The organism is Deltaproteobacteria bacterium, from assembly GCA_028818775.1.
GTDB lineage: Bacteria > Desulfobacterota > Binatia > UBA9968 > JAJDTQ01 > JAJDTQ01.
In genome coordinates this window covers 45,799-71,599 of the sequence record JAPPNE010000101.1, presented here as the reverse complement: position 1 = coordinate 71,599, position 25,801 = coordinate 45,799, and the positions used below count along the sequence as shown (strand labels likewise).

The 25,801-nt window shown below is 66.8% G+C and carries 27 protein-coding genes and 1 pseudogene; 5 read left to right on the top strand and 23 right to left on the bottom strand.

Going from position 1 to position 25,801, the window contains the following annotated elements:
- Positions 1 to 137: 137 nt before the first annotated feature.
- The 11 genes and pseudogenes from OXU42_12250 to OXU42_12200 form a co-directional block, all read right to left on the bottom strand.
- Positions 138 to 650, bottom strand: a complete 513-nt coding sequence (locus OXU42_12250; GenBank protein MDE0030159.1) for a RidA family protein — start codon at positions 648 to 650, stop codon at positions 138 to 140.
- Between the two features lie 116 nt (positions 651 to 766).
- A complete protein-coding gene (locus tag OXU42_12245; GenBank protein ID MDE0030158.1) occupies positions 767 to 1,369 on the bottom strand; it encodes a thiamine pyrophosphate-dependent enzyme in 603 nt (200 codons plus the stop codon).
- Complete coding sequence (locus OXU42_12240; protein MDE0030157.1) at positions 1,366 to 1,872, bottom strand: thiamine pyrophosphate-binding protein; 507 nt, start codon at positions 1,870 to 1,872, stop codon at positions 1,366 to 1,368. The genes OXU42_12245 and OXU42_12240 overlap by 4 nt, the downstream gene beginning before the upstream one ends.
- Before the next feature lie 21 nt (positions 1,873 to 1,893).
- Positions 1,894 to 3,168, bottom strand: a complete 1,275-nt coding sequence (locus OXU42_12235) for a M20/M25/M40 family metallo-hydrolase (protein MDE0030156.1) — start codon at positions 3,166 to 3,168, stop codon at positions 1,894 to 1,896.
- A gap of 23 nt (positions 3,169 to 3,191) precedes the next feature.
- Positions 3,192 to 3,368: a hypothetical protein gene (locus OXU42_12230; GenBank protein ID MDE0030155.1), complete on the bottom strand. Its 177-nt coding sequence runs from the start codon at positions 3,366 to 3,368 to the stop codon at positions 3,192 to 3,194.
- A 129-nt stretch (positions 3,369 to 3,497) separates the two neighbouring features.
- Positions 3,498 to 5,378, bottom strand: a complete 1,881-nt coding sequence (locus tag OXU42_12225) for an SWIM zinc finger family protein (GenBank protein ID MDE0030154.1) — start codon at positions 5,376 to 5,378, stop codon at positions 3,498 to 3,500.
- An 8-nt stretch (positions 5,379 to 5,386) separates the two neighbouring features.
- Positions 5,387 to 5,665 carry a type II toxin-antitoxin system prevent-host-death family antitoxin gene (locus OXU42_12220; GenBank protein MDE0030153.1) on the bottom strand — a complete coding sequence of 93 codons (279 nt, stop codon included), beginning with the start codon at positions 5,663 to 5,665 and terminating at the stop codon, positions 5,387 to 5,389.
- 8 nt (positions 5,666 to 5,673) lie between these two features.
- Complete coding sequence (locus OXU42_12215) at positions 5,674 to 6,771, bottom strand: amidohydrolase family protein (GenBank protein ID MDE0030152.1); 1,098 nt, start codon at positions 6,769 to 6,771, stop codon at positions 5,674 to 5,676.
- Positions 6,772 to 6,923: 152 nt separating this feature from the next.
- Complete coding sequence (locus OXU42_12210; protein ID MDE0030151.1) at positions 6,924 to 7,466, bottom strand: RES family NAD+ phosphorylase; 543 nt, start codon at positions 7,464 to 7,466, stop codon at positions 6,924 to 6,926.
- Positions 7,467 to 7,468: 2 nt separating this feature from the next.
- On the bottom strand, positions 7,469 to 7,918 hold the full coding sequence (locus tag OXU42_12205; protein MDE0030150.1) for a hypothetical protein: 450 nt from the start codon (positions 7,916 to 7,918) through the stop codon (positions 7,469 to 7,471).
- A gap of 159 nt (positions 7,919 to 8,077) precedes the next feature.
- Positions 8,078 to 8,215, bottom strand: a pseudogene (locus tag OXU42_12200) (aspartyl protease).
- A 293-nt stretch (positions 8,216 to 8,508) separates the two neighbouring features.
- Here OXU42_12200 and OXU42_12195 point away from each other — a divergent pair.
- From OXU42_12195 to OXU42_12180, 4 genes are all read left to right on the top strand, one after another.
- Positions 8,509 to 8,739, top strand: coding sequence for a type II toxin-antitoxin system prevent-host-death family antitoxin (locus OXU42_12195; GenBank protein ID MDE0030149.1), 231 nt, complete (start codon positions 8,509 to 8,511; stop codon positions 8,737 to 8,739).
- A 6-nt stretch (positions 8,740 to 8,745) separates the two neighbouring features.
- The gene (locus OXU42_12190; GenBank protein MDE0030148.1) at positions 8,746 to 9,132 is read left to right on the top strand and encodes a type II toxin-antitoxin system VapC family toxin; all 387 of its coding nucleotides are present in this window, start codon (positions 8,746 to 8,748) and stop codon (positions 9,130 to 9,132) included.
- A 268-nt stretch (positions 9,133 to 9,400) separates the two neighbouring features.
- Complete coding sequence (locus tag OXU42_12185; GenBank protein ID MDE0030147.1) at positions 9,401 to 9,547, top strand: hypothetical protein; 147 nt, start codon at positions 9,401 to 9,403, stop codon at positions 9,545 to 9,547.
- 35 nt (positions 9,548 to 9,582) lie between these two features.
- A complete protein-coding gene (locus tag OXU42_12180; protein ID MDE0030146.1) occupies positions 9,583 to 10,413 on the top strand; it encodes a hypothetical protein in 831 nt (276 codons plus the stop codon).
- 80 nt (positions 10,414 to 10,493) lie between these two features.
- Here the strand turns inward: OXU42_12180 and OXU42_12175 are convergent, their stop codons facing one another.
- The 12 genes from OXU42_12175 to OXU42_12120 form a co-directional block, all read right to left on the bottom strand.
- A complete protein-coding gene (locus OXU42_12175; protein ID MDE0030145.1) occupies positions 10,494 to 11,462 on the bottom strand; it encodes a TonB family protein in 969 nt (322 codons plus the stop codon).
- A gap of 44 nt (positions 11,463 to 11,506) precedes the next feature.
- Complete coding sequence (gene proC / locus OXU42_12170) at positions 11,507 to 12,325, bottom strand: pyrroline-5-carboxylate reductase (protein ID MDE0030144.1); 819 nt, start codon at positions 12,323 to 12,325, stop codon at positions 11,507 to 11,509.
- A gap of 218 nt (positions 12,326 to 12,543) precedes the next feature.
- A complete protein-coding gene (locus OXU42_12165; protein MDE0030143.1) occupies positions 12,544 to 12,942 on the bottom strand; it encodes a cupin domain-containing protein in 399 nt (132 codons plus the stop codon).
- 3 nt (positions 12,943 to 12,945) lie between these two features.
- Entirely contained in the window at positions 12,946 to 13,371 is a 426-nt protein-coding gene (locus OXU42_12160) for a TraR/DksA family transcriptional regulator (protein ID MDE0030142.1), read from the bottom strand.
- Positions 13,372 to 13,448: 77 nt separating this feature from the next.
- Positions 13,449 to 14,156, bottom strand: coding sequence for an outer membrane lipoprotein carrier protein LolA (locus OXU42_12155; protein MDE0030141.1), 708 nt, complete (start codon positions 14,154 to 14,156; stop codon positions 13,449 to 13,451).
- A 24-nt stretch (positions 14,157 to 14,180) separates the two neighbouring features.
- A complete protein-coding gene (locus OXU42_12150) occupies positions 14,181 to 16,439 on the bottom strand; it encodes a DNA translocase FtsK 4TM domain-containing protein (GenBank protein ID MDE0030140.1) in 2,259 nt (752 codons plus the stop codon).
- Positions 16,440 to 16,466: 27 nt separating this feature from the next.
- Entirely contained in the window at positions 16,467 to 18,122 is a 1,656-nt protein-coding gene (locus tag OXU42_12145) for a ribonuclease J (GenBank protein ID MDE0030139.1), read from the bottom strand.
- A complete protein-coding gene (locus OXU42_12140; GenBank protein MDE0030138.1) occupies positions 18,123 to 18,866 on the bottom strand; it encodes a lysophospholipid acyltransferase family protein in 744 nt (247 codons plus the stop codon).
- A 103-nt stretch (positions 18,867 to 18,969) separates the two neighbouring features.
- A complete protein-coding gene (locus tag OXU42_12135; GenBank protein ID MDE0030137.1) occupies positions 18,970 to 19,974 on the bottom strand; it encodes an ABC transporter substrate-binding protein in 1,005 nt (334 codons plus the stop codon).
- Between the two features lie 99 nt (positions 19,975 to 20,073).
- A complete protein-coding gene (hemH, locus tag OXU42_12130; protein MDE0030136.1) occupies positions 20,074 to 20,988 on the bottom strand; it encodes a ferrochelatase in 915 nt (304 codons plus the stop codon).
- Positions 20,989 to 21,059: 71 nt separating this feature from the next.
- Positions 21,060 to 21,377, bottom strand: coding sequence for a Rieske (2Fe-2S) protein (locus tag OXU42_12125; GenBank protein MDE0030135.1), 318 nt, complete (start codon positions 21,375 to 21,377; stop codon positions 21,060 to 21,062).
- A gap of 204 nt (positions 21,378 to 21,581) precedes the next feature.
- Positions 21,582 to 23,282 (bottom strand): amidohydrolase family protein, encoded by a 1,701-nt coding sequence (locus OXU42_12120; GenBank protein ID MDE0030134.1) that lies wholly within the window; start codon positions 23,280 to 23,282, stop codon positions 21,582 to 21,584.
- 293 nt (positions 23,283 to 23,575) lie between these two features.
- Here OXU42_12120 and OXU42_12115 point away from each other — a divergent pair, with 293 nt between their 5' ends.
- Positions 23,576 to 25,792, top strand: a complete 2,217-nt coding sequence (locus OXU42_12115) for a xanthine dehydrogenase family protein molybdopterin-binding subunit (GenBank protein MDE0030133.1) — start codon at positions 23,576 to 23,578, stop codon at positions 25,790 to 25,792.
- Positions 25,793 to 25,801: the final 9 nt, after the last annotated feature.

Here is a 25,801-nt window from a genome sequence, read left to right as displayed (position 1 = left end):
GTCCCTGCCCTGGGCCTAAACCCCGTTTATACCCGCGGGGGGGGGGGGGTCGGGGTCGGGCCGTTGGTTTTGTTTTTTCCTTTTCTAGGGGGGGTTCCCCGGGTTGGGGTTAACCCCCCGCTTCACGTTTCGGGCAGTTATTTCTTCCGCGGCACCGCCGCCCACGCCTCGATCTCGATCAGCATGTCCTGCAGGTCGATGCCGACGCCGCGCAGCAGCGTAGCGGGGCGGGGATGGGCGCGCAGATCGGGCTCGTGCTCCTCGAAGAACGCGTACATCTCGTCACGCATGTCGAACACGTCCTCCCGCCGGGTGAGGAAGTAGCGGATCATGACGATGTTCTTGAGCTCGCCGCCCATCATCTCCAGGTTGTCCTTGATGTCCTGCCAAGCCTGACGGGTCTGCTCCTTGATGCCGCCGACGACCTTGCCGCGGCCGGACCGCTCCTCGCCGGGCTCCCGGCAAGGCGCGTCCTCGAACGGGTCGCGTCCGGTGGAGCCGGAAAGGAACAGGATGTCCACGTCGCCCTTGGTGCGGAAACCGGTGGCCCAGTTCATCCTCTCCTTGTGGTAGTGCGGCCAGAGCGTACCCCAGTCGTACTCGGTCTTCTCTGCTTCCTGACGTTTCACCGCCTCTTGGTTGGTTGGCATGGTGATTCACCTCCTTGTGGTTTTGGTTTGCTTGGCGATTGAGTGTGTGGCCGCGGAACGCGGGCGCCGTCCCGGCGCGCCGGTTCAACGAGCGGCCCGGGGCTGAACCATGCGGGCTACCCCAGGCCGACGAACGGTACGGTAATGCCCTCGGTGCGCTCGATATAGCGAACGAACCGGTACTTGTACTCCGCCAGATCGACGTTGGGACGCGGGATCTCGCGGTGGATGAGGCTCTCCTCCACCTTGCACACCACGTAGTGGAGCCCCTCTCCCGTCACACCGGGTAGTCCATGTTCCTTGAAGCCCTCGATGTCGTCCACGGTGACGGCGTTTTCTATTCCCGAGGCCCGGGCGATGGCCGTCAGGTCGGTCTTTCCGGCCGTGGCCGTGGGTTCGCTCATGGTGCTGCCGCTGTAGACCTCGTTGTCGAACACGAACACCGTCAGGTTGGTGAGGTTCAGGTTGCCCAAGGTCGGGAGATTGAACAGCGACAACAGCACGCTGCCGTCCGATTCCAGCACGATGACACGGCGGTGGGGCAGCGCCAGCGCCAGTCCCATGCCTACTCCGGTGGCGCACCCCATCATTCCCACCAGCAGGTTGCCCTCGTGCTGCGACAGGTGGAACCACTCAATGCGCTGGCCGCTCTGGGAGGAGAGCACCAGTTGATCGGTCATCAACGGCGCGATGAGCTCGAGACAATCGCGCCGGATCATCGGGCGAACTCCCCGGAGAAGATCAACGCGGCCGGCGCCCGCATGGAGTCGCTGACCCGCTGGGCGTCCCTGATGTGCCGCTCCAGATTGTCGGCGTTCTCGATGACGCGGTATTCGAGCCCGAGCCCTTCCAGGGTGGGGATCATCCGCATGCCGATGGTGACATAGAGGAAGCTGTTCCGTTGGTCCGCGAAGCTGCCCAGAAAGCCGATGAGCAGCAGGATCGGCACGCCCATCTGCTTGCCCACGGTGAGAAGCGAGTAGGCGGAAACGTAGGGTCCCGTGCTCTCCATGTAGCAGGCCACCCGCTTGCCGCCCAAGGCCGCGCCCGCGGCGATGGTGATGGCCTCCTGCTCGCTGGCGGCGGCTACCATCTGCACCGTGCCGTCCTCGCGCAGGAGCGGCAGGATCTGGCTTAGCCGGCTCTCCGGCAGGTAGGTCATGAAGTCGATGCCCACCGCCTTCAAGCCATGGACGATCTTCTCGGCGAGTACCGGTTCCATCAGAGGCTCCTGCTTGGACGGCTACCGGCTCCAGTTGCAGATGGTGGCCGCCGACAACGCGTAGATCTGCGAGGCGCGCACGATCTCGTCGATGTCGATCTGCTCCGACCGGGTGGTGAAGCGGCCGCCGCCGAGGCCGAACTTGCAGGCGGGGATGCCCATCTCGTTGTAGATGTTGGTGTCGGTCCAGATGCTGGAGCGGAACGTGTTGGCCGGCGTGGTCTTCTCGCCGAACAGCTCCTGGTGGGTCCCTTCGATGACCTCCACGACGGGCTCGATGCCCTTGGCCTCGTAGCCCATCTTCGACGTGTACATCTCGATGTCGTACTCGTAGCCGGTGGCGTCCATGACCGCGCGCAACTGGCGCTGCACTTCGATCGGCCGAAGCTCCGGCGGAATGCGCACGTCCACGTAGAGCGAGCAGATGCCCGGATGGTAGTTGGGCCGGTAGGGCGCGCCCCCCTGGACCGCGCCGAGATTGACCTTGGGGATGATCGGGCCGTTGGCCGACTGGTACACGTGGTTGGCCTCGAACTCCTCGGCCCAGGCATCCACCGCCTGCGCAACCCTTGCCATCTTCAGCACCGCGTTGTGCTCCTCCGGCGGCTCCTGCTCCCGCGTGACCCCCCACGCCGCGTGGGGATTGCCGAAGGTGTCGATCTTGAACTGGGCCACGCCGGCCTGGGTCCAGACGATGGAGAGGGCCGAGCGGTCGGCCACGATGGCGTAGTCGGACTGGACGCCGTAGGTGAGCAGGTGGCGCGTGCCGGTGCCCTCGCCGCGGTAGAGCCCGGACTGGTACGGCCCGATGGGCGTGCGGGAGATCTCGCCCGCCACCGCCGCCAGGATCAGGTCGCCCTTGATGGCCACGCCGCTCTGCTTGAGCGCCTTGCCGGCCACCATGAAGGCCGCGAGCCCGGACTTCATGTTGGAGGCGGCCAAGCCGAACACCTTGCCGTCCCGGATCGCGCCCTGGAGCTCGCTCTGGGGCTCGAGCTCCCGGCACAGCATCAGATCGTCCTCCTGGCCGGTGAAGCTGGTGTCCATGTGACCGTTGATCATCAACGACACGCCGCCGCCGGTGCCCTGGAGCACTCCCACCGCGTTCACGCGGTTGGGGTCGATCTCCTGGCGGATGGGCTTGAGGCCGTTGCGCCCGTACCAGTCGAGGATGAACTCGCCGATCTCCTTCTCCGATCCGGTGGGGCTCAGGATGTCCACCAGGTCCCGGGTGAGCTCGGCCAGCTCCTGGCCGTCGATGTGCTGGAGGATGCTTTCCTTGGTGCTGTCGTCCATGGTGTCGGGGGTGTTGGGAGCGGCTAGCTCTTCCGCTGCTTGTCGATCTTCATGATGGGCATGACCCCGCCGACGTCGACCTTGTAAAGGTCCTGGAGCAACTCGTGCGTCTCCTCGGCCTGCTTGGCGATGGACTCGATCTCGTCCTCGGTGAGATTGAACCCGTACTCCTTGTCGATCTCGCGAATCCGTTCCTTCACGGCCGTTCCTCCGATCTGCGACTGTACTGTCAGGGGATCGCGCGTGGCATGAGCCCATGGCTCCTGAACCGCTCGTAACACGCGGCCCCATGCGTGTCAACGCGGGCTTCCCCGCGGACACACGAAGGGTCACCGGGTGCTGTTTCTTTGGCGGGTTTCCAGCTTGTCCAGCTCTTCCATCAAACGTCGCTTTGCTTTGTGTCGAAGGCGCAACGCGGAGATATAACCGCGGTACTCGTCACCGCGGCCCAGACTCTGCATGAGCTTTTCCATCCTCGACAGATAAGGCATAGCCTCCCGATACGAGCGTGGCTGGACTCTGTCGATCAGACCTTCCGTCTTGCGTTTCCAGACTTCAAGGCTCACGTCGGGATAGGTTCCCGCCACGGCCTTGGCGACGGCTTCGGCATGATAGTCTTGATTGGGCGCCTCCCGAAACCACCGCAAGGCGTCCTCGGTCCGACTCTCGTACAGCGCGATGGCGATCAGGTCATTGTGCTCGGGGAAGGTTCGCCGAAATCGCGAGCCGGACCACTGAAGCCCGGTGCCGGGCAACGGCCACCCGGCCGCGGACGAAGGCGCGGCTCCCGTCTCCAGGAAGCGCAACAACGCGGGCCGCACCTGTTGCCAGCAGTCCGCCTTTCGGCCTGCTTTCTCGGCATCTCGATAGTGGTCCACATTGGTGTGCCTCACGAACGCCTCTGCTCGCAGGGCCGCAACCAGCAACCAGTCCCTCCGTTTCCGGGCGATTTCGACCAACAACTCCACCAGCTTCCATGCGATGCCGGGATGATCGTCCAGGGTCTTGTGGAAACCTTGGCGTGCCCAGTCCACCGCCTGATCATAGGCTTTGGTTGCCAACAGACATTGAACGAGCTCGACGTAGTTGTCGCAATAGGGCAGCTCCTCGATCATCAGCTCTATCGCCCGCTCATCCTCGCCGGTGTTGAACAACGCCGACCGCGTGCAAGCCAGCAGCCTTTCCCGACGGTGCCTTTCCGAAGACCAGCGGTCGTCGCTTGCAGGCTTGGGCGAAGAAGCCAACCTGTTCCCGAATGCTTCGGCAACCTCACCCCAGTCGGCCCGGCTCAGTCGAGCCTCCTCCACCGGCGGCTCCAGCCCCTCCAGCAAAGCGTACTCGTCGTTCATCAACTTGTCCCAGTACCAGATCATGAGCTTTGCGGCCGGTTGTCGTGTTTTCCCCTTCGCGTCCAACACCACGGCCAAGCAATCGCTGATCTGCGAGGCGGTTTCACCCTCGTCGTCCGATTCCTCGACCTGCGCAGTTCCCCGTTCGAATATCTCTTCTCCTAACTCCGCCACCACGGCTTCATGCCCGCCCTTCAACAGCTTTTCGAGTTGCGCCCGTATCGGCCCATAGTCCGGCGTGTAACCCCGGTGGCTCCAATGATCCTGCCAGCCTCCTTCACTCGCCGTCTCGCGGATCCGGCGGCGCAGCCGGCCTACTGTCTGAGCCAGAGCCTTGTCGGTCAGCGGTGCCGCCAAAGGCAGCGTATCGAAGAGCGCCGGATCCACGGCAAACCTGTCCATCGCCCACTCGACGAGCTTCGCCTTGGACATGGCTTTGAGGGCGGTGCGCGCCTTCTTGACATCGAAAGCCTGCTCCGGCCCGCCCGCGAGGCCATACGCGGACAACCGGGCGTCCAGTTCGTCAGACTCGATATTCGGAACCGATTTTCCGGAACTGAGGTGGTCAAGATAAGTCAGGACCACGGCAACGGCGTGTTTGCAGGGGCCTGCGTAAGGACAACTGCACTGGTGGTCAGGCGTGTCGCCGGTCATCCACACGAGGGTGAGATAGCTCTCGCCTCCCATGACGTCGGCGACCAGACGCTCTTCCTGAGTCACGGCAAGATCGTGCACGCGGCGCCGGTAGCTCTCGCCGCGCTCCACGACCGCTGATCCCGCCCATTCCTCCAGGTCCTCCCAGTCGAGCGATGCAACGGATGCTATCGGCATGACGAATTCGCCGCACCAACCGATTTCCACGGGCACGACTACTTGGGACCGAGCCGGGATTTCGCTTCCGCCAACGAGACCTCGCGTCCTTCTTCGATATCTGACAACCCTTCGACTACCGCCCGCATGAAAGCGCGCTCATCGTCGGCTGCTTCGAATTCTTCGATGGACTGGACGACCGCGACGCCTCGCCCGCGACTGGTGACGAGAACGGGACGGCGACATTCTGCGGCATGTTTCACTACGCGGCCGGGGTTGGATTTCAGGTCGGTCAGGGGAACGATGTCTTGGGAGAACTTCACCTGCGTCTCCTCCATCGGCCCTATTACAGGTTCAGCAACTCCTCAGCGTTCTCGCCCAGGATTCTGGCCTTCTGGCTGTCCGTGATGTCGGACCTTTCCTCGATGCCGGAGACCGTGTGCGGGTACTCCGAGTCGAAGTGCGGGTAGTCGGTGGCCAGGAAGATGCGGTCCTCGCCCAGCTCCTTGATGGGCGTGGCGAGGTCGCGCTCGTCCGCCTCGCAGGTCACGTAGCAGTTGCGCTTGATGTACTCCGACGGCGCCATGCTCAGGTGCCCGGTGAGCTGGGAGAAGTCCTTGGCCCACTCGTAGTCGTCGTCCATGCGGTGCATCCAGAAGAGTATCCATTCGGCGCTGCACTCGAAGAACACGACCTTGAGGCGCGGGAACTTCTCGAACACGCCTCCCAGCACCAGCGCCACCAGCGCGGCCGTGCAGTTCATGACCCGTCCCAGCACGTGCGTCTTGTAGAAATTGTCGAACCGGTCGGTGAGGTCGCCGTTGCTGTTGGGGTGGCAGAAAAGCGGGACACCGAGATCCTGGACCGTCTCGTAGTACGGATAGAAGATCGGGTCGTCCACGTTCCTCGAACCCACGTACGGCACCAGATGGGTGGCCTTGAAGCCCAGCTCCTTGACGCAGCGCGTCACCTCGTCGGGCATCGCTTCCGGGCAGCCCGCCGGGGCCATGGCACAAGGCAGGAACGTGTCCTCGTAGCCCTTGACAAGGTTCGCCACCCAGTCGTTGAACGCCCGCGCCACCGCGGCGCCGAGCCGGCCCTGGTTCTGCGTGGCGATGCTGATGCCGGTGGGAAAGATGATCTCCTTGTCGATGCGCTCCGCGCGGATGTCTTCCAGCCGGCGCGCCATGTCGTACCCGCCCACCTGCCGCTCGGCGATCTCCCCCGCGCGCCAGTTCACCTTCGGGTCGTAGATGTAGGGGTGCTTGTGGGTTGCGAGCCCCTGGGGATTGAGCGGCTCCAGGGAATGGATGAAGCGCGTACCGTGGCTCCTGCCCTGGTCGTTGGCCTTCCTCGGCGTGAACTGAGCGAACGGCTCGTCGAGCCTGTACACCTCGTCCATGAAGTAGCCTTCGCGCAAGTGTGAATCGAGATCGATGATCATGGGTATGCCTCCGTTTCGGTGGTTGTCCGGGGAAGGAGACTAGCACTCGGCCCGTGAGCGGACAAGGCGGCGGCACGGGAAACCGTCTTGCGTCCTCCGCACGAAAACAATGGAGCGAATGGGCCGATTGAAGATCGGCCGAGGAGGTCCGGCTACCCCCAGAACCATTCCGGGAAGGCCAACGTCCCGACCCGTCGGGCCAAGCTGCGGACCGAGGCGGGAAACCACGCCAACTCGCGCCCGGCGCCGTCGCGGGATTGCGCCGAGCGGGCTCGGACGCCTCGCAGACCCAAGGCCTTGGCCCGCTCTCCAACGGGTCGACAAAGACTGTGCGGCACCAGCGCACCGCCTCTTTCGAACGGATAGGAGGCGGGCATGCCGGCGGCGCGGACGCCTTCGGGGGTGTGCACGTCGCAGACCACCTGACGGCGCGGCAACGTGCAGCCGACCAGAACCGGTCCGGTGTCCTCCCGAAGGTCTTCGGGTTCGTACGGCCAGCCAGCGATGAATGCGCGAAGATTCAGCCTGGCCGTCACCATGTCTTCGTTGACATAGAGCGTCGGGAAACTGCCGGGCGGATTCCACCGTCCGCCCCTTTGCCGTGCGAAGTCGGGGTCAAGAGGATCAACCCAAGCCGGATCCGCGATGCGCCACCACAGGTGACCGTCGGGGATCGCCTCGCGCAGCAACTCCACGGTCAACCCTGCACCCGATCGAACCGGAACATTCCGCGGCAAGCCGCGAGCAGCTCGCGCGTCTCTCCCCGGTCCAGCAAGTCCATCAAGGAAACCCCGTCGAGCGCGGGGATTGGCCGGCGCACCACGGCCGGAATCCGGTCGCGCTTGAGATGGCGCACCAGCAGATCGGTGGCGGCCGCCAGATCCGCGACGGCCGCCGCGCGCTCCGCGGGCGCGCCGTAACGCAGCCACTTCCCGAACGCCTGACGGCTCACATGGAAAAGCCGCCCGGCGTCCGCCTGGCTCAAGTCCCACGCATCTATGGTACGCGCGAGGGACGCCCCGGCGCGGCGGCCCGCGAGGCTTTCGGTGAAGCGATCGAGCCAGACGCCATCCTGAGCGTGCGCGGCAAAGAGCTGTTCGGCCGCCTCCTCGGGCTCCAGCCTCTGAGTCACCGTCTCCGTGGTCATATGGGCTCTCCTTCAGTATGCAACCGTATGTCAACCGCAACCTTTTGTCAACCGGACGTAGGGTTCTACGGCCGAGGACTCGCCGCATCCCGACAGCCGTGCGGAGTTGCTGGCCGCGAGGGTGGGGCAAGAACACGTGTTGTCACTCAACAGGCGGACTCAGGCCTGCGTCACGCGCATCGGCTGCAAGGTCCGGTTGAAGGGATTGAGCACCAGCCCCAGAATTTCCAGCGTGACGACGCCCAGCAGGGCTGCATCGTCTTCCTCGCCCAGGATGACGGGGCTGTGTCTTCATCCTCCCGCTCATTATATCTTCAGTCTCTATTTTCGGGAACGCAAATCCGGGGCCAATGCGTCCGGCCGCCAACCCTCTCACCGCGTCGACGGCCCCTCCGTACAAGGCCACATCTCCTGCAACTGCCGTCATGGCTGGCTCGCGGATGACGCCCCTAGACTTGCCTGTCCGTCACAGCGCATTACATTGTCATGCACGAGACGGGCATTACCGTTTGAGCCACTGGTCCCGCTTGACATAGCTCCCTACATCTAGTCATATTGTTAGCTAAGTTTCTACTCAGGGAGGCCAAATCATGCCCGTGGTCAACGTCCATCAAGCCAAGACTCAGCTTTCCCGCCTGTTGGCGCAGGTCGAGGCAGGCGAAGATGTGGTCATCGCGCGGCGGGGTGAGCCGGTCGCGCGGCTGGTGCGCTGCAAACCGCGCGGCAAGCGGCAGTTTGGCGCCATGCGAGGACAAATCGTGGTGGACGACAGCATCCTCGATCCACTGCCGGAGGAAGAATTGGCAGCTTGGGAAAGCTGAATCGACATGAGGCTCCTTCTCGATACCCATGCTTTCATGTGGTGGCTCGCAGGCAACAGGCGGCTCTCCCCAGCGGCTCGTCGCGCAGTGGACGACAGTTCGAACGACGTGGTGGTCAGCGCGGCCACGGCTTGGGAAATCACTACCAAGCATCGCGTCGGCAAACTACCGGAGGCGGAGGCCGTCGCTCGCGACGTGACCGCCAGCATCGCCAGCCAGGGCTTCGAGGAACTTGAAATCACCGTCAAAGATGCGGAACGTGCCGGCCGATTGCCCGGTGCCCACCGCGATCCCTTTGATCGAATGCTGATCGCCCAAGCATTGACGCACAACCTGACCGTTGTCTCAATCGACTCCGTGTTCGACAGATATGGAGTCTCTCGTCTATGGTGATCCGCGGAACTGCATCGATACGGCCAAGGTAGTCCGGCATTCAATGGAACCCGTGATCCCGGACGGTGCGTACTGTCTGTTCACCCGTCCCGTGGAAGTATTGGGCACGGACCCGCCCTCGGACGGCCCTTGACGCTGGGGGGCCTGCCCGCCGCCCACTCTCCTCTCTCCTTGACACCCCGACACCCGCGACCCACAATGGAAGCTGCTCCGGCGCCACGCTTCCGGGCTCTCCCCGGGCCGGGTCGACGGGCGCCGGCATGGATCCATGATCGAGCTTCTTGTGACCTATCCGGGTCTTGTGTTCATCGGACTGTCGATGTTGGTGGTTCTCGATACGGTCAGCGGGAACCTGCCTCCGGCGGCGCTGGTGCCGTTCGCGCTGGGCACGGTGGTGGCGGTGATCCTCTTGTGAGGCGCGCGGCAGCCGTGGGGAGTGGAACCGAGAGAATGACGAAACCCTTTTCGCAGGCGTGGACGGTCTCCGGAGTGCTCTGCCTGGCGGCATCGTTCGTTTGTGCGGCGGCGGTGGCGCAGAACCGGCCCGCGGTCCCGAACGACCCGGCGTCGCCGCTGTTGCGCCAGGGAACGATCGTGGAAGAGGATCTGACCGGCTCGGCGCCGAAACCGCCGCCGCCTGCCGGCGGGACCGTGCCCGAGACACCCACGGCGACCCAAACACTGACCCGGCCCGAAACGCAACCACTCGTCCCGAGGCCGGAACCCGAAGAAGGGGAACCGGACGCGCCGCGTCCCGGAACGACGGCGCTCGCACCACGGCCAGCGCCGACCGCGCCCGCCACCGGGGCAGATGTCCAATCGGACCGCGACACCGGGGACGCCTACCCGCTGCCGGACCTTGCCGCGCTGGCGGGTGCGGGCTTGCCGCAGCGCGAGGCTTCGATGAAGCTGTTGCAGCAGGGGCAGGCGCTTCTCCGGGCGGAGAGGAACGAGGCCGCGCTGGCGCGTTTCGAACAGGCCATCCGGGTGGACTCGAGCAATCCCTACAGTCATTACTTCGTTGCCCGCGCGCATTACTTCCTGGGCAACCATCGCGAGTCCCTGAACTTCCTGGAGGTTGCGGAATTGGGGCTGGCCGTGGATGACAGGTGGCTTGCGGAGGTGTACGTCCTGCGCGCTCGCAATGCCGGCGCCCTCGGCTTTCACGCGCGCGCCGACCTCGACTACGTACGCGCGTTGGAGATCCAGCCGCTCCACGGCTACGCCCTGGCCCGCCTTACCACCATCGAGCCACTGGCGCGCGCGGGCCGCAACCCCTGACGGCGTGTCGTCGGGACACGACCGACGTTCGGAAACTCACCTGCCGGGATGAACGGTTGCGCGGGAAGACCGGCGTTGGATCACGGCGCGACCGCGGACGTGTCCGGCAGCTCGTAGTTCAACGTCAGGCGCACGGTCATGGGGCTCTCGGCGACGCCGACGGGTACGGGACCGAAGGGCGCGGATTCGCGAACGTTGCGCAACGCCTCCACGTCCAGCACGATGAAGCCGGACGAACCGGACAGCTTGACGCCTTCGACCTCGCCGTTCTCACGCACGGCAAAGACCACGTCCACCACCCCCTGCTGGCGCGTCCGCCTGGCGTATTCGGGGTAGCGCGCGTTGCCGCCGATCTTCCGCCGCAGCGACTCGACATAGGCCCACTTGCGCGGGTCGTCGGGCTCTTCGCTCGGCTCGGTGCGGGTCACGCGGACGCCCTCGACCGGTGGAATTTCAGGCGTATCCCCGCCGCGTTGCCGCCGCCGGACCCGCTCCACGGCCTGGTCGATGAGCGCCAGCCGGTCCGTCTCTTCCGTCCGCGGGGGCTCTACCGGCGCCGCGCCGGTCCCGGGCCCGGTCGGCGGCGCGGAGCCGGGCGATGCCGGAACCTCGGCCACGGGCGTGGGCGGGGTCCGCGGTTTCGTGAAGAGCCGCAACAGGATGTCGATGCGATCTTGCGCCAGCTTGACGCCGGATGGGTGGCCCAGCTCGGTATAGACGCCCAGGACGCGGTAGTAGTCCCTCAAGGCGTCCAGCGGCTCGCCCTTGAGCAGGCGCACCTCCGCCGCGTTGTGGAGCGCCAGGGCCAGGATCAGCGTGCTCCCCGCCTGTTCGGCCAGCGACGCCGCCTCGCCGAGCTGGCTCAGAGCTTCCGCGTAGCGTTCGGCGCGGGCATTCCCGCGCGCCTCGACGAGCTTCTCGTGCGCCTGCTTTTCCAGGTCCGGCGCCGGGCCGGCCTGCGCGTGCGCGAGGGCCGCCGCGGCCAAGAGCCACGCCAGCACAAGCGCCAGGCGGTACACTCGCGGTCCGTTCAACAGATGGCGGTCCATGTCCTCGAAGCGGCGGGGCCGGGACACTCGTGTCCTGCGTCGAGCTAGTGCTCGCCTCTCCCCAGGGCTTCCGAGCGTTCCGCGGCCTGCAGCACGGCCTCCATGACGGTGGCGCGGAACGCGCCCTGCTCCAGGGCGAAAAGGCCCGCGGCGGTGGTCCCGGCCGGCGACGTGACGGCGTCGCGCAACTCGGCGAGGTGCTCCTTGGACTCCCTTGCCATGACGGCGGAGCCGTAGACGGTTTGCAGCGCCAGCTTCAGGGCGACGTCCCGGCCGAGTCCCATCTGCACCCCGCCCGCGGTGAGCGCCTCGATGAACAGGAAGACGTAGGCAGGCCCGCTGCCGCTCAAGGCGGTGACGGCATCGAGATGATGCTCCTCCACGGTGACCGCGAGGCCGACGCTCGAGAGGATCTGTCCGACCCGGTCGAGGTCTTCATCCTTCGCCCAGCGGCCTCCGGCGTAGGCCGAGGCGGCCGCGCCCACGAGGCAGGGCGTGTTGGGCATGACCCGGACGGCGCGCGTCCCTTCGGGCAGCAGCCCCTCGATGCGCGCCAACGGCACTCCGGCCGCGATGGACACCACCAGCTTGCCGTCCAGCGGCGTGCCGGCGAGTTCCTGCAACACCGCGTCGATGACCTGGGGCTTGACCGCCAGAACCACGATGTCCGACGACCGCGCCAACTCGACGTTGTCCTGCACGAACCGGACGCCGGTTTCGTCGACCAAAGCCTTCCCCAACGCCTCGATGGGATCGCTCGCGGCCAGCCGGTCCCGGTCCACCAGCCCGGCGCGCAGGATTCCCTTGATGATGGCGCTGCCCATCTTGCCGGCGCCGATGAAACCGATCCTGTCCTGGAGCATGGGGCCTCCTTGCGGGGCTTGGGAGCGAGCAAGCCTTGCCCCTCTCCACCCCTGGTTTCCCGCGTCCGCGGGAATGACGGGTGGAGGGGGCGGGAATGACGTATAAATGAGCCGGGGCTTTCGATAAGTGGCGGATGCTTCCAAAAGTGAACCGCGACTTCCGGCGGGCCGGGGCTCCGCTGGGCCTGCTGCCGCCCTACGGGGAATGACGCGCGCGCCTATACGGTCTTGAGCTGCACAGTGCCCTGGGCCACGCCGCGGATATAGCCTTCAAAGCCCTGGGGCGAGAAGGTCCACGTGATCCACAGCGGTTCGTCATGGTCGTTGACGAACCCGTGGTTGGTGCGGGGCGGAATGAACACGACCGAGCCCGGGACGATCTCCGCGGTCTCGTTTCCCACGGTGGCCGTCGCCCGACCGCCGAACACGAACAGTATCTCTTCGAAGTCGTCGTGGGAGTGTAGTGGAATCTCGCTGTGCGGATCGACTTGCTGGAGGCCCATGGAGAAGTGGCGCGTCCCGGTCGTGCGCGGCTCGACACAGGGGTAAAGCGTGCGCGGCGCTTCCCCCTCGATGCGCACGACTTCCGCGTCTTCCCTGGAAAAGAAATACTTCATGGCCTAGTAGCTCTCTTCCTCCGTATCGTTCGTGGTGAGACGGCGGAACGTACGGTCCTCGTCAAAGTTCTTCATCATCCGGGATTCCCGTTCCAGCTCTTCCTGGCAGCGCACGCACAGCCGCGTGAACGGCATCACCTTGAGCCGGCCCACCCCTATGTCCTCGCCGCATTCCTCGCACTCGCCATAGGAGCCCTCGCCCAGCCGGGCCAACGCGTCTTCGATGGCCATCAGCTTGGTGCGCTCGCGGTCGTTGAGGATCATGTTGATCTCGCGATCCCGCTCGTCGCTGGCCAGATCGTAAGTGTCGCGCCCTTCGTCCTTGGTGCTTTCGACCTCTTGCTTGAGCCGGTCGGGAAGGTCATCCAGGAGCTGGCTCTTCATGCCGAGCAGGGTCTCCCGGAACTTCTTCAATACGTCTTTTCTCATGGTGGTATCTCCTGGGAAGAAACCCAATTGACCACTATTTGAAGACGGAGTCAACCGAATAAGGCGCCTCTGACGGGTCAGGAGCCGAATTCAACGATATCAACACCTTGCGGCACTTTCAGCCGGAACACCGAGGGGTCCAGGACGACCCCGCGCCGGATGTTCTCGAAGCCGAAGGTCCACAGGTTGCCGCCCCCGTCCTCGATGCGCACCTGGCGGATGTCGTAGCGCTCGGCGTCGGCCGTGAGGATGATCTCGCGGAGCCCGGTGTTGGCCCGTCTGGGGATCAGCCTGAGCCGGTGGCCGTCGGCGCTGCCTTCCAGCAACTCCGCGCGAAAATCCCGTTCCAGCTTGCCGATACCCAGCAGGAACGACAACGGCAGGTCCGATCGAAATGCCCCGCGCACGGCGGTCTTGATGACCTGGCGTTCGGCGGGTTGGTAGAAGTAGAGATAGCGTCCGTCGGAAAGCACGAACTGCCCCGCCGGCTCTTCGTAGCGCCAGAGCATTTTCCCGGGCCGGCTGAAGTAGAAGCTGCCCCTGCCCGAGATGCTCCGGTTGAGCGTGCGGTACTCGGTGGTCTGGTGGAACTCGGCGCTGTAGTCCCGCGTGGAGTCGTAGCGCCGCTGCACTTCCCGCACCACCTCCGCCGCGTTGCGTGCGCCGGCTTGCGGTGCCAACGCCGTCAGGACCGCCACGCATCCGAGCACTACCGCCAAAGCCGGCCGGCAGGTGCTCCGGAACCGCAACAGGCGGCCGCCGTCAAGGTCGCGGTGTCTACGCATGTCGGGCTTCCATGGTCTGTCTCGTCATTCCTCGATCTTCGGCGCCAGAACCTCGCGCGGCTTGGCCCCCTCCGCTGGCCCCACGACCCCCTCCCGCTCCATCTTCTCGATCATGCGCGCGGCGCGGTTGTAGCCCACCCTGAGGCGCCGCTGGACCATGGAGATGGACGCCTGCCGGGTCTCGGTAACCACCATGACGGCTTGGTCGTACATCTCGTCGTAATCATCGTCCAGGCCGTCGAAATCCCCGCCTCCTTCCGCGGCCGCCTCGAGGATGTCCGGCCGGTACTCCGGCCTCCCCTGCTGCTTGATGAAATCGGTGACCTTGCCGATTTCCCGGTTGGACACGTAGGGGCCGTGGAGCCGGATCAGCCGCGCCGTGCCGGGCGGCAGGAAGAGCAGGTCGCCGTCACCCAGGAGCTGCTCCGCTCCTTGGCCGTCCAGGATCGTGCGCGAGTCGATGCGCGAGGTCACCTGAAAGGACACCCTGGCGGGAAAGTTGGCCTTGATGAGCCCGGTGATCACGTCCACCGACGGCCGCTGGGTGGCCAGCACCATGTGGATCCCCGCGGCCCGGGCCTTCTGGGCCAGGCGCGTGATGTGCTCCTCGATGTCCCGTCCCACGGACATCATCAGGTCCGCCAACTCATCGATGAGGATCACCACCCGCGGCAGGCGCGCGTGCTCCAGTTCCTCGCTCCCGTCCAGGCGTCCGCCCAGCTCCGCCTCGGAGGGGTCCGCGGACGGCGGGGCGGGCGGCGGCTCCTTCTCCAGGATGCGGTTGTAGTTGTCGATGTTGCGCGCGCCCTTGTCGCGCATCAGGCGATAGCGCCGGTCCATCTCCTGCACCGCCCAGAACAGGGCGGCGCGCGCCTCCTTGGGATCGGTCACCACCGGCGTCAGGAGGTGCGGCAGACCCTCGTACGGCGTCAGCTCGAGCATCTTGGGATCGATCATGATGAAGCGCACGTCGTCCGGCGTGGCGCGGTAGAGGATGCTCAGGATCATCGAGTTGAGCGACACGGACTTGCCCGTGCCGGTGGCGCCCGCCACCAGCAGGTGCGGCATGCGCGAGAGGTCGGTGGCGAAAGGCGCGCCGGCGACGTCCTTGCCCAGGGCCAGCGGCAGGCTCGCGCCCGAGTCGGCGTAGACCGGGTCTTCCAGGATCTCCCGCAGAAAGACCTTCTCCCGCCGGGTGTTGGGCACCTCGATGCCGACCACGGACTCGCCCGGGATCGGCGCCAGGATGCGGATGCTCACCGCGCTCAGGGCCATGGCGAGGTCGTCGGCCACGCCCACGATGCGGCGCACCATGACGCCGGGAGCGGGGCGGAACTCGTACACCGTGATGACCGGTCCGGGCCGCGCCGCCAGCACCTCGCCCTCGATGCCGAAGTCCTGAAGCTTCCGCTGCAGCACCAGACAATTGGCTTCCAGCGAGGCCTTGTCGACGCCGGTCTTTTCCCGGGGGGGCGAATCGAGGAACGCCATGGGCGGCAGGGTGTAGCCGTTACCGAGTTCCGGGAAGACGAACTGATCCGGCTCCGGCATGCGCTTCGCCTTGGCCCTGGCCTTCACCTTGGCCTTCTTGCTCCGCGCCCTGGGCTCCTCCGGCGCCTCCTGCCTGATGACCTCGTCGAGGATGATCGGCGGGGGCTCGAAATCCTTGTGCTCCTTCTTGACGTTGGCGCGGGCTTCCCGTCCCGGCGTCAGCCGGCGCGCGGACGCCGCGGCCGCGTCCATCGAAGAGCGGAGCCGGCCGGGAGCTCCGGCAAGACCACCCCACCAGTTGAGCATGGACGTCTGGGACAGCAGCATGCCCGCCAGCAAGAGCAGGAACGCCGTGATCACGCAGGTCCCGGCATAGCCGAACATCTCCGTGAGCAACGCCCGCGAGAAGCCCCCCAGGGCGCCGCCGCCGTCCCGCGCCAGCTCCGCCTCGTGCACGAGGCTGATCAGGATCGCAAGGCCCCACAGGAGCACGCCGCTGCCGAAGAGCTGGAGGAGCCGCAGCCTGCGCGGCTCGCGGCGGAACAGGCGCAGGGCCAGCCAAACCAGCAGCAGCGGCACCAGGTAGGCGGTGAGACCCAGCCCCTGCAGCAGCGCATCGGCCGTGTAGGCGCCCACCATGCCGCCGAGGTTGAGGGTATCCTGCGAGCCCGACGGGACGTTGAAGGAACGGTCCAGGGGGCTGTAGGAAGCCAGGCTCAGGACCGCGAAGCAGGCGCCCACCAGCGCCACCACGCCCCACAGTTCACGATTGATTCGAGTGCCGTTCTCCATGAGCGACTCGCCTACATCTCCATTCGCCTACATCTCCATGATATAGGGCACGATCACCGGGCGGCGGTGCAGCCGTTTCTCGAAGAACCGCCGCAGCGACCGGCGGATGCCTTCCTTCAACTCCACCGAGTCCGTGCGCGTCTCGGCGCCGCAGCCGTCGAGATAGGCCCACAGCGCATCCTTCGCCGTGCCGAGGACGTCGTCTTCTTCCTCCGAACGCATGAAGCCGCGCGCCAGGAGGTCCGGCCCCGCGGTCACCTCGCCGGTGCGCGGGTGCACCGCCATGGCCACCAGCACGAGCCCGTCCTCGCTCAGGTGCCGGCGGTCGCGGATGACGATGTCCTCCACGTCGCCGACGCCCTTGCCGTCCACGAAGACCTTGCCGGTGGACACCGGCTCCACGCGCCAGGCATCCTCCCCGTCCAGCTCCAGCACGTCGCCGTTCTCCAGCAGGAAGCAGTTGCCGGCGGGGATGCCCACGGCGCGGGCCAACTCCACGTGCTTGGAGAGCTGGCGGTACTCCCCGTGTAGCGGCACGAAGTAGCGCGGCCGGGTGAGCTGGAGCATGGTCTTCAGCTCTTCCTGGCTCGCGTGCCCCGAAACGTGGATTTCCGACGTGCGCTCGTAGTGGACTTGGGCGCCGCGCTTGTAGAGGTGGTTGATGAGGTTGCTGATGATCTTCTCGTTTCCCGGGATGAACCGCGCCGACAACACCACCGTGTCGCCCGGCCGCAGGCGGATGGTGCGGTGCTCGTCGAAGGCGACCCGGTGGAGCACGGAAAGGGGCTCCCCCTGGCTGCCGGTGGTGAGGAAACAGAGCCGGTCGCCGGCCACGTCCTGCCAGCTCTGGCCGTCCGTCATCACGTCATGAGGAAGGCGCAGGTAGCCCAGGTCCGAAGCGATGCCGGTGTTGTTGATGATGCTCCTTCCGCTGAGCACCAGCTTGCGCCCGAAATCCGCCGCCACCTCCGCCACCTGCTGGATGCGCGGGATGTGGGAGGCGAAGGTGGAGATGAAGACACGGCCCGGACTGGAGGCGAAGATGCCCCGAAGCCCCTGCCCGACGCTGCGCTCCGAGGGCGTCGTGCCCCGGTTCTCCACGTTGGTGGAGTCCGAAAGCAGCAGCAGGACGCCGCGGTCGCCATAGGCCGCGAAGCGGTGGAAGTCGAAGTTCTCCCCTGCCACCGGAGTGTTGTCGATCTTGAAATCGCCGCTGTGGACGACGATGCCCACCGGCGTCTCGATGGCCAGGGCGACGCAGTCCACCAGGCTGTGGGTGACCGGAATCCCCTCGATCGCAAAGGGCCCCACGGAGAAGCGTTCGCCCGGAACCATCTCCACCAGCTCGGTGGCCTCCTCGAGCCGGTGCTCGCGCAGCTTGTGGCGCACGAAGCCCAGGGTCAGGCGCGTGCCGAAAACCGGCACCGGGCAGTGCTGGAGGACATAGGGCAACGCGCCGATGTGGTCCTCGTGGGCGTGGGTGAGGATGATCGCCCGGGGGACCTTTCCCTGTTCCACGAGGTAGCTGATGTCGGGAATGACGAGGTCGATGCCCAGTTGCTCGGGACTCGGGAACATGACGCCGCAGTCCACCACGATGACGTCGTCGCCCCATTCGAGCGCCAGCATGTTGCTGCCGAACTCGCCCAGGCCTCCCAGGGGTATGACTCTCAAGGGGTCCATCTATTGCGCCTGCCGGGTCCGGCGGCCTTCGGCCGGGTCGGGTTCGTGCCGCGGCGCCAGACACGCGGCGATGGCCTCGCGAACGCGTTCCATCTGTCCGCGTGAACGGTCGCCCTCGGCCTCGGCGGCGATGACCTCGCCGATGTGGACCTCCACCTCGCCGGAGCGGAGGCGCCAATCGCCCCGCGGCATCAGGAGGCCCGACCCGCTCACGGCGATGGGGACGATGGGCACGCCGGCCTTCTCGGCCAGGCGGAAGCCGCCGCGCTTGAAGGGCAACAGCCGGCCGTCCATGCTGCGCGTGCCCTCGGGGAACACCACCACGGAAATTCCCCGGCCGAGCTTGTCGCGGGCGCTGTCCATGGCCGCCACCATGTCCTTCGAGCGGCTGCGCTTGACCAGGACGTGCTTGGACGCCCACAGCGCCCAGCCGAAGAACGGAACACGCAGCAACTCGCGCTTCGCCATCCAGCGCAACTGGATCGGCGCCAGCGCCTGCACCAGCACCGGGATGTCGATGTTGCTCTGGTGGTTGGCCATGAAGACGTACGCCCGGGCCGGGTCCAGGTCCCCGGTCCGGCGCACCCGGACGGCCACGCCGCCGGTCTTGAGAATGCACCAGGACCAGAAACGGAAGAACGGATAGACGCGCCTGCCGTAGGGGTCGGCGAGTCCGAGGACAATGATGGGAATGCTCTCCAGAAGGCTTAAACAGAGGATCAGGGCCAGCTTGAGCGTATACATGCGCTTGAAGGCGAATCCGGCCGGGCTTGGAAGCGGCCCAAAGCCCAGAGTGCCTTCATTCTAGGGGATACGGCCGGTGATTGCAATTTTGCCGGGCAGTCGCCTAGAGCTTGATCTTCTCCGCGTAGAGTCCCTTGACGAAGCCGCCCTTGTCGAGCCGCTTCAGCGCGTCCAGCTCCAGGAAGCGTTGCGGGTCGAGCCGGCGCGCGCGCGCGTCCGTCACCGCCACCGCGTCGATCAGGGCCTGCACCCCCTCCATGCGCGGGACGGGCAGCGGTTCCAGGCGCTGCGCCAGCGCGTTGTACGTGGCCGGGAGGGTCGCGCCCCGGGTCATGGTCACGTACTTGTCGATGAGGCGCATGGTGTCGGCGCGTTCAGCCAGGAAGTGCTGGATGCCGTTGAGATAGGCCATGAGAAAACGCCGCAGCTCGTGCGGACGGCCCTCGCTGAAGGAACGGCTGGTCACCAGCAGGTCGGTGGTCAGGTGCACCTGGCCGAGGTCGAGCACCTTGACGCCCCATTGTCGGACCTGCGCCGCCACGTTGGGCACCAGCGGCGCGCCCTGGACGACGTTGCGGTAAAGGGCGGCGGCCCTCTGGGGAGAGAAGCCGATGGGCACCATCTCCACGTCGTCCACCGGATTCAGTCCCGCGCGTCTCAGGAGAATGCGCGCGATCAGATCGGACTTGCGCCCCAGGTTCGAGACACCGACCTTCTTGCCCTTGAGCTGAGCCAGGTCGTCGACGTACGACGCCACGCCGAAACGGTAGTTCTCGGGACTCGCGTGGCCGCCGACGAACACCAGGTCGGCACCGCCGCTGATGGCCTCCAGCGTGGGCATCACGTCCTCGGAGGCCACGAAGATGTCCACCCCCAAAAGGCTCTGCACGCCGCCCGCGGCGGCGCCGTCGATGTACACGGGATCGATGTCGAGGCCGTACTTGCCGAACAGGCCGTTGTCCCTGGCGATCCAGGTGACCACCGTGCTGGCGCCGAAGCCGGCGAAGGCCACGCGAATCGTCCTGGAATCGTCCGCGGAAACCGCGGAAACGAGGGTCAGCGCCGCAACGGCCGCTGCCGCAAGCACTCTCAGGAATCGGCGGAACATGATCCCCTCCCCGCGGCCGGGCATGAGCGGGGCACCCGCGCCGTCCGCAGTGCCATCCTATAGGCAGGAACGGGCACGGTCAATACGGGAGCGGGGTGCTCAGGAACTCTCCGCCACTGCCGCGAGCATGTCGATGAAGAGCGGGTGGTCGTTCACGGCGGGCGCCCGATGGTACGCCATTCTCAGGTCGAGGGTTTTCCGGCGGGCCTCCACGTCGAGGTCGTACAGCACCTCGACGTGGTCGCAGACGAAACCGATGGGCACCACGACCACCGCCTTCTCGCCGGCCCGGGCGAGTTCCTCGATCACGTCGCACACGTCGGGCTCCAGCCACGGGTCCCTGGGGCTCCCGCTGCGGCTCTGGTACGCCAGATGCCAGCGCGTGCCGCCCACGGCCTCGGCCACCCGCCGCGCGGCGCCGGCGAACTGCTCCGCGTAGGGCGAAGCGTCGGCCATGGAACGAGGAACGCTGTGGGCGGTAAACACCAACGGGGCGCCACGGGACGCCGGCGGGAGACCTTCCAGGGTGGCGGCGACGCGGTCGGCCACGGCGCGGATGAACAGGGGATGGCCGGCCCAGGGTTCGGCGTACTCGACCTTGGGAGCCCGTTCCCCCAAGGCCGCGAGCGCGGCCTCCACGCTGTCCATGTAGCGTTCCCAAGAGGCCTCGGTCTGGAAGGCGGAAAGGACGATGCCGCGCACGCGCCGGCAGCCGTCGGCCGCGAGCGCCTCCAGGGTCTCGTTCAGGTACGGGCGCCAGTTGCGCATGCCCACGTGGACGGGCGTCGCGCGGCCGTCCCTCTGGAGCCGTTCACGCAACCCTTGCGCCTGCCTGCGTGTGAGCTCGTTCAACGGCGAGCGCCCGCCGATCAGTTCGTAGTGGTGCGCCACCTCGTCGAGGCGCGCCCGCGGGATGCCCCGCCCCTCGGTCACGCGCTCGAGGAACGGACGGATTTCGTCGGGGTTCTCGGGGCCGCCGAAAGCGATCAGCAGGATCGCATCGAATCGGTTCATGTCGTGGCGGAGGGCTAGGTTGCAGGACGGTGCCAGCGTCTCGCCCGGCTCCGGCGCGGGCCGGCGCGCGACTACCACTCGATGCGGATGCAGAGGTCCTCGCCGCGCTCCTCCACCGGCAGCACCGTCAGCGGGTCCGCTCCCTTGGGCAGCACGCACTCCCCCGAGTTGAGGTCGAAACAATAGCCGTGGTTGTCGCAGCGGACCTTGCCCGCCAGGATGGGGCCGTTCATCAGGTCCGCGCTCTCGTGCGGACAGTAGCGCGAGAACGCGAAGTAATCGTTCTCCAGGCGCGTCACCACGAGCGCGCGCCCGTTCAACTCCACCGCCTTGCGCTGCCCCGGCTCCAGCTCATCCGCGCGCGCCACCGGTATGTAGGTCACTCCCACGCTTTCCTCCGAACCGACTCAGCTTCCATGAAGCACCATCCGAACCGTCACTCCCGCCCACCCTCCGTCATTCCCGCGAAAGCGGGAATCCAGGGGCGGTGGTGGGGCGCTCCAGCGGCGTTTCCCCACCTCCCCACCCCTGGATTCCCGCCCCCGATCGGGGTCGAGGGCAAGCTTGCGCGGGAATGACATGACGGGACGGCCCTACGCGGCCGCCGCGCGGCTGGGCGCGTAACCGCCGCCCCGCAGTACCTGGCCGGGCAGGTCGCCGCTCAGGCGGCCGTCCTCGTAGATCACGCCGCCGTTGACGATGGTGTAGTGGATGCCGTCGGAACGCTGGATCAGCCGCTTGGTGCCGGCCGGGTAGTCCTCGGCCCACTCGGGCTCGTAGGCGCGCACGGTCTCGGGATCGAACAGGGTGAGGTCCGCGGCGTAGCCCGGCCGGATCAGCCCCCGGCCTTCCAGACCGTAAACCGAAGCCACGTGGAAGGTGAGCTTGTGCACCGCCTCTTCCAGCGTCATGATGCCGCGCTCGCGCACCCACAGCCCCAGCAGCGTGGTGCCGTAGCCGAAGTCCGCGCCGTACATCACGTGGGCGCCGGCGTCCGAGGTGCCCACCAGCACGTAGGGACTGCGCAGGATCTCGCCCATGGCCTGGGGATCGCCGCCCGTGTTGGCGTTCTGGAAGGTGGTGAGCAGATCCTCGTCCAGCGACAGGTCGAGGAACGCGTCCACCGGGTCCTGGTTGCGCATGGCCGCCACCTCCGCCACGCTCTTGCCCTCGTAGCGCTTGTTCTCTTCCTTGGCGACCTTCTCCACCTGCACGATGTCCCAGCGCCGGTGGAAGTTGGTCAAGCGCTTGGTGGCCAGGTCCTCGCGCAGCTTGGCGCGCGTGGCCGGGTCGGCGAAGGCCTGCAGGCGCGCCTCCACGGGCAGGAACATGATGTTCTTCCAGGTGGGGAACTCGTCGAAGAGTTGGGCGTTCCGCAGGTTGAAGTGGCGCACCAGCGGCACCGTCTGGCTGAGGCCGTAGGCGCGGTAGCCGTCGCGGAAGATGCGCGACACCGCGTCCAACTGCTCCTGCCACAGCGTGGGCTCCGCCCAGCGGTGGTGCACGCTCTGCCAGATGATCGGACGCTGCGTCCGGCTCGCCAGGTCGTGGTAGATGTCGAAGTGCTCCAGCTTGTTGCGGCCGAGGATGGTCTCGATGATGCCGCTGTTCATCTCGCCGAGCACGTCGCACAGGGCGTACAGCTCGTCGTTGTCCGCCAGCCGGCTCGCCACGGGCTTGCCGTCCTCGCGCATGTGCCGCTCGTTGCGGTTGGTGGAAAACCCGAGCGCGCCCGCCTCCATGGCCCCCCGCACGAGGCCCTTCATGGTCTGCACCTCGCCGGCCGTGGCCGTGCGTTCCACCGATTCCTCGCCCATGACGTTCTGGCGCACCGCGATGTGTCCCACCAAACCGCCGGCGTTGATGCCGAGCCGGCCTTCCAGGGAGTCCAGGTACTCGCCGTAGCTGTGCCAGCCCCAGGTCACGCCCTTCTCCAGGGCGAAGCGCGGGATCGCCTCCACGCGCACGAAGCTCTTCACCAGCGCGTCCTCGCCGCCGTCGCTCACCGGCGCCAGCGCCAGGCCGCAGTTGCCCATGACGATGGAGGTGATGCCGTGCTGCGGCTCGGAGGTGCCGTAGGGATCCCAGAGGATCTGCGCGTCCATGTGCGTGTGGTGGTCGATGAAGCCCGGAGACACCACCAGCCCGGCCGCGTCGATGGTCCGGTTCGCCGAGCCGCTGAGGCGGCCCACCCCGGCGATCTTGCCGTCCTTCACGCCCACGTCCGCCGTATGGGACGGCAGCCCGGAACCGTCGGCCACGCGCCCGCCGCGAATCAGCAGATCATATTCCATGGACAAGTCCTCCTTCGTGGTTGCGCCTGGGGATGGCGCGCCGCGCAAGACCCTGCCGCGACACGCTGTCGGCGGATGCAGCATATTGAATCGAGCGGGGTTGTGCAACCTGAACCGATGGTGTCAAACTCCGCGGACAATACCAAGGCGGCACAGACAGGAAGGGCCCAATGAACGGGAAAGAGGACTCTGCTACCCGCGATTTTGACCCGGATGCCGCACCGGATCTGTCCCGCGACGGATGGCCGGAGAAGTTCGCAGGGGCTTCAACCAAGGCAACAACAGGAGCAACCATGGATCTCAAGGTCGTAGGGCAACCGGTAGGACGCGTGGAGGGGCCGGACAAGGTTTCCGGGCGGATGGTGTACACGGCGGACGTGGACGCGCCGGAGGCGCTGTGGGGCAAGTGTTTGCGCAGCACCATGGCGCACGCCCGGCTGGTGCGGGTGGACGCGTCGCGGGCGCGGCAAGTGCCCGGGGTGCGCGCGGTGCTGACCGGCGCCGACGTGCCCGATTTCCGCGTGGGCGTGAGCCTTCAGGACCTGCCGGTGCTGGCGCGTGACAAGGTGCGCTTCATCGGCGACAAGATCGCCGCGGTGGCCGCGGAGACGGCGGACGCGGCCGAAGAGGCGCTGGCGCTCATCGAGGTGGAATACGAGGAGCTGCCCGCGGTGGCCGGCATCGAGGAAGCCCTTGCGGACGGTGCGCCGGTGATCCACGAGGGGCTCGCGGGCTACGCCGGCGTGCCCGGCCGGCCGGAGGACCGGCCCAACGCGCTGTCCCTCAAGGAACACAGCGCCGGCGACGTGGCGCAAGGGATGGCGCAGGCCGAGGTGGTGGTCGAGCACACCTTCCGCACGCCCGGGGTGCACCAGGTGTACCTGGAGCCCCACGCCACCGTGGTGTCGGCCGGGGACCCGGACCGCATCGACGTGTGGGCGTCGTGCAAGGCGCCGTTCCGGCTCAAGCAGATGCTGGCCGCGCAACTGGAGCTGGAAGAGGCGAACATCCACGTCCACGGCGTCGCCCTCGGCGGCGACTTCGGCGGCAAGGGCTCCCAGATGGACGTGCCGGTCTGTTACTACCTCTCCAAGGCCGCGGGGCGCCCGGTGAAGATGGTGATGAACTACACCGAGGAACTCATGGCCGGCGACCCGCGCCACCCTTCGGTGATGCGCGTCAAGCTCGGCGCCAAACGCGACGGCACCCTGACGGCCCTGGACAGCGACATCTACTTCGACAGCGGCGCCTACTCCGGCTTCAAGCCCTCGGAGATCGACGGCACCTTCATCGTCAACGCCTACCGCATCGCCCACTACGCCATCCGCACCCGCAACGTCTACACCAACGGGGTGCCCGGCGGTTACATGAAGTCGCCGGGGCAGCCGCAGACGGTGTTCGCCATCGAGTCGCTGCTGGACATGCTGGCGCGGGAGCTGGACATGGACCCGGTGGCGCTGCGGCTCAGAAACCTGATGCAGGACGGCGACGAGTTGCCCAACAAGCGCGGCATGCAGAAGATCCGCTGCCGCGAGACCATCGAGGCCGCGCTCGAGGCGGCGGGATGGAACGACGCGCCCGCCGGCCCGGACACAGGCCGGGGCATGGCCCTCTCCTTCCGCCACACCGGCGGCAGCGGCACGGTAAACCTGGAGATCACCTGCGACGCCGGCGGCGGCGTCACCGTGCTCACCGCCATCCCCGACATCGGCACCGGCACGCACACCCTGCTGCGCCAGATCACCGCCGAGATGCTCACCCTGCCGGCGGACCGCGTGCAGGTGGCGCGCGGCGACACCGACACCTTCGACACCGACGCCGAGCCGGGCGGCAGCAAGATCACCGCCATGGTGGGGCGCGGCCTGGTGGAAGCGGTGGAGGAGCTGCGCGACCGGATGACCGAGGCCGCCGCCCAGGCCCTGGGCTGCCGGCCCGACGCGGTGGCCCTGGCGGACGGCAGCTTCAGCGCCGGCGGCGCGTCCCTGGCATTCGCGGACGTGGCCGGAAAGCTCATCGCCGAGGAGCAGGCGCTGTCGGTGCGCAAGTCCTACCGTCCCGAGCGCTCGCCGGTGCCGGCCTTCTTCGTGCAGGTGGCGGAGGTGGCGGTGGACCGGGAGACCGGCACCGTGGACGTGAAGAAGGTGGTGACCGCCCACGACGTCGGCACCGTCATCAACCCCTTGGGCCACCAGGGCCAGATCGACGGCGGCTTCGTGCAGGGCCTGGGCTACGCGGTGATGGAGGAGATGGTCAAGGACGGGCCGCGGGTCACCACCCTCAACCTGGGCGACTACTGCGTGCCCTGTGTGAAGGACCTGCCGCCGCTGGAGACCGTGCTGGTGGAGGACCAGACCGGCCCCGGTCCCTACAACGCCAAGGCCATTGGGGAGATGAGCATCGTGCCCACGGCGCCGGCCATCGCCAACGCGGTGGAGAACGCGGTGGGGGTGCGCATCCTGGACCTGCCCATCACGGCGGAGAAGGTCTACAACGCGCTGCGGGAAGGGTGAAGGGCGGGA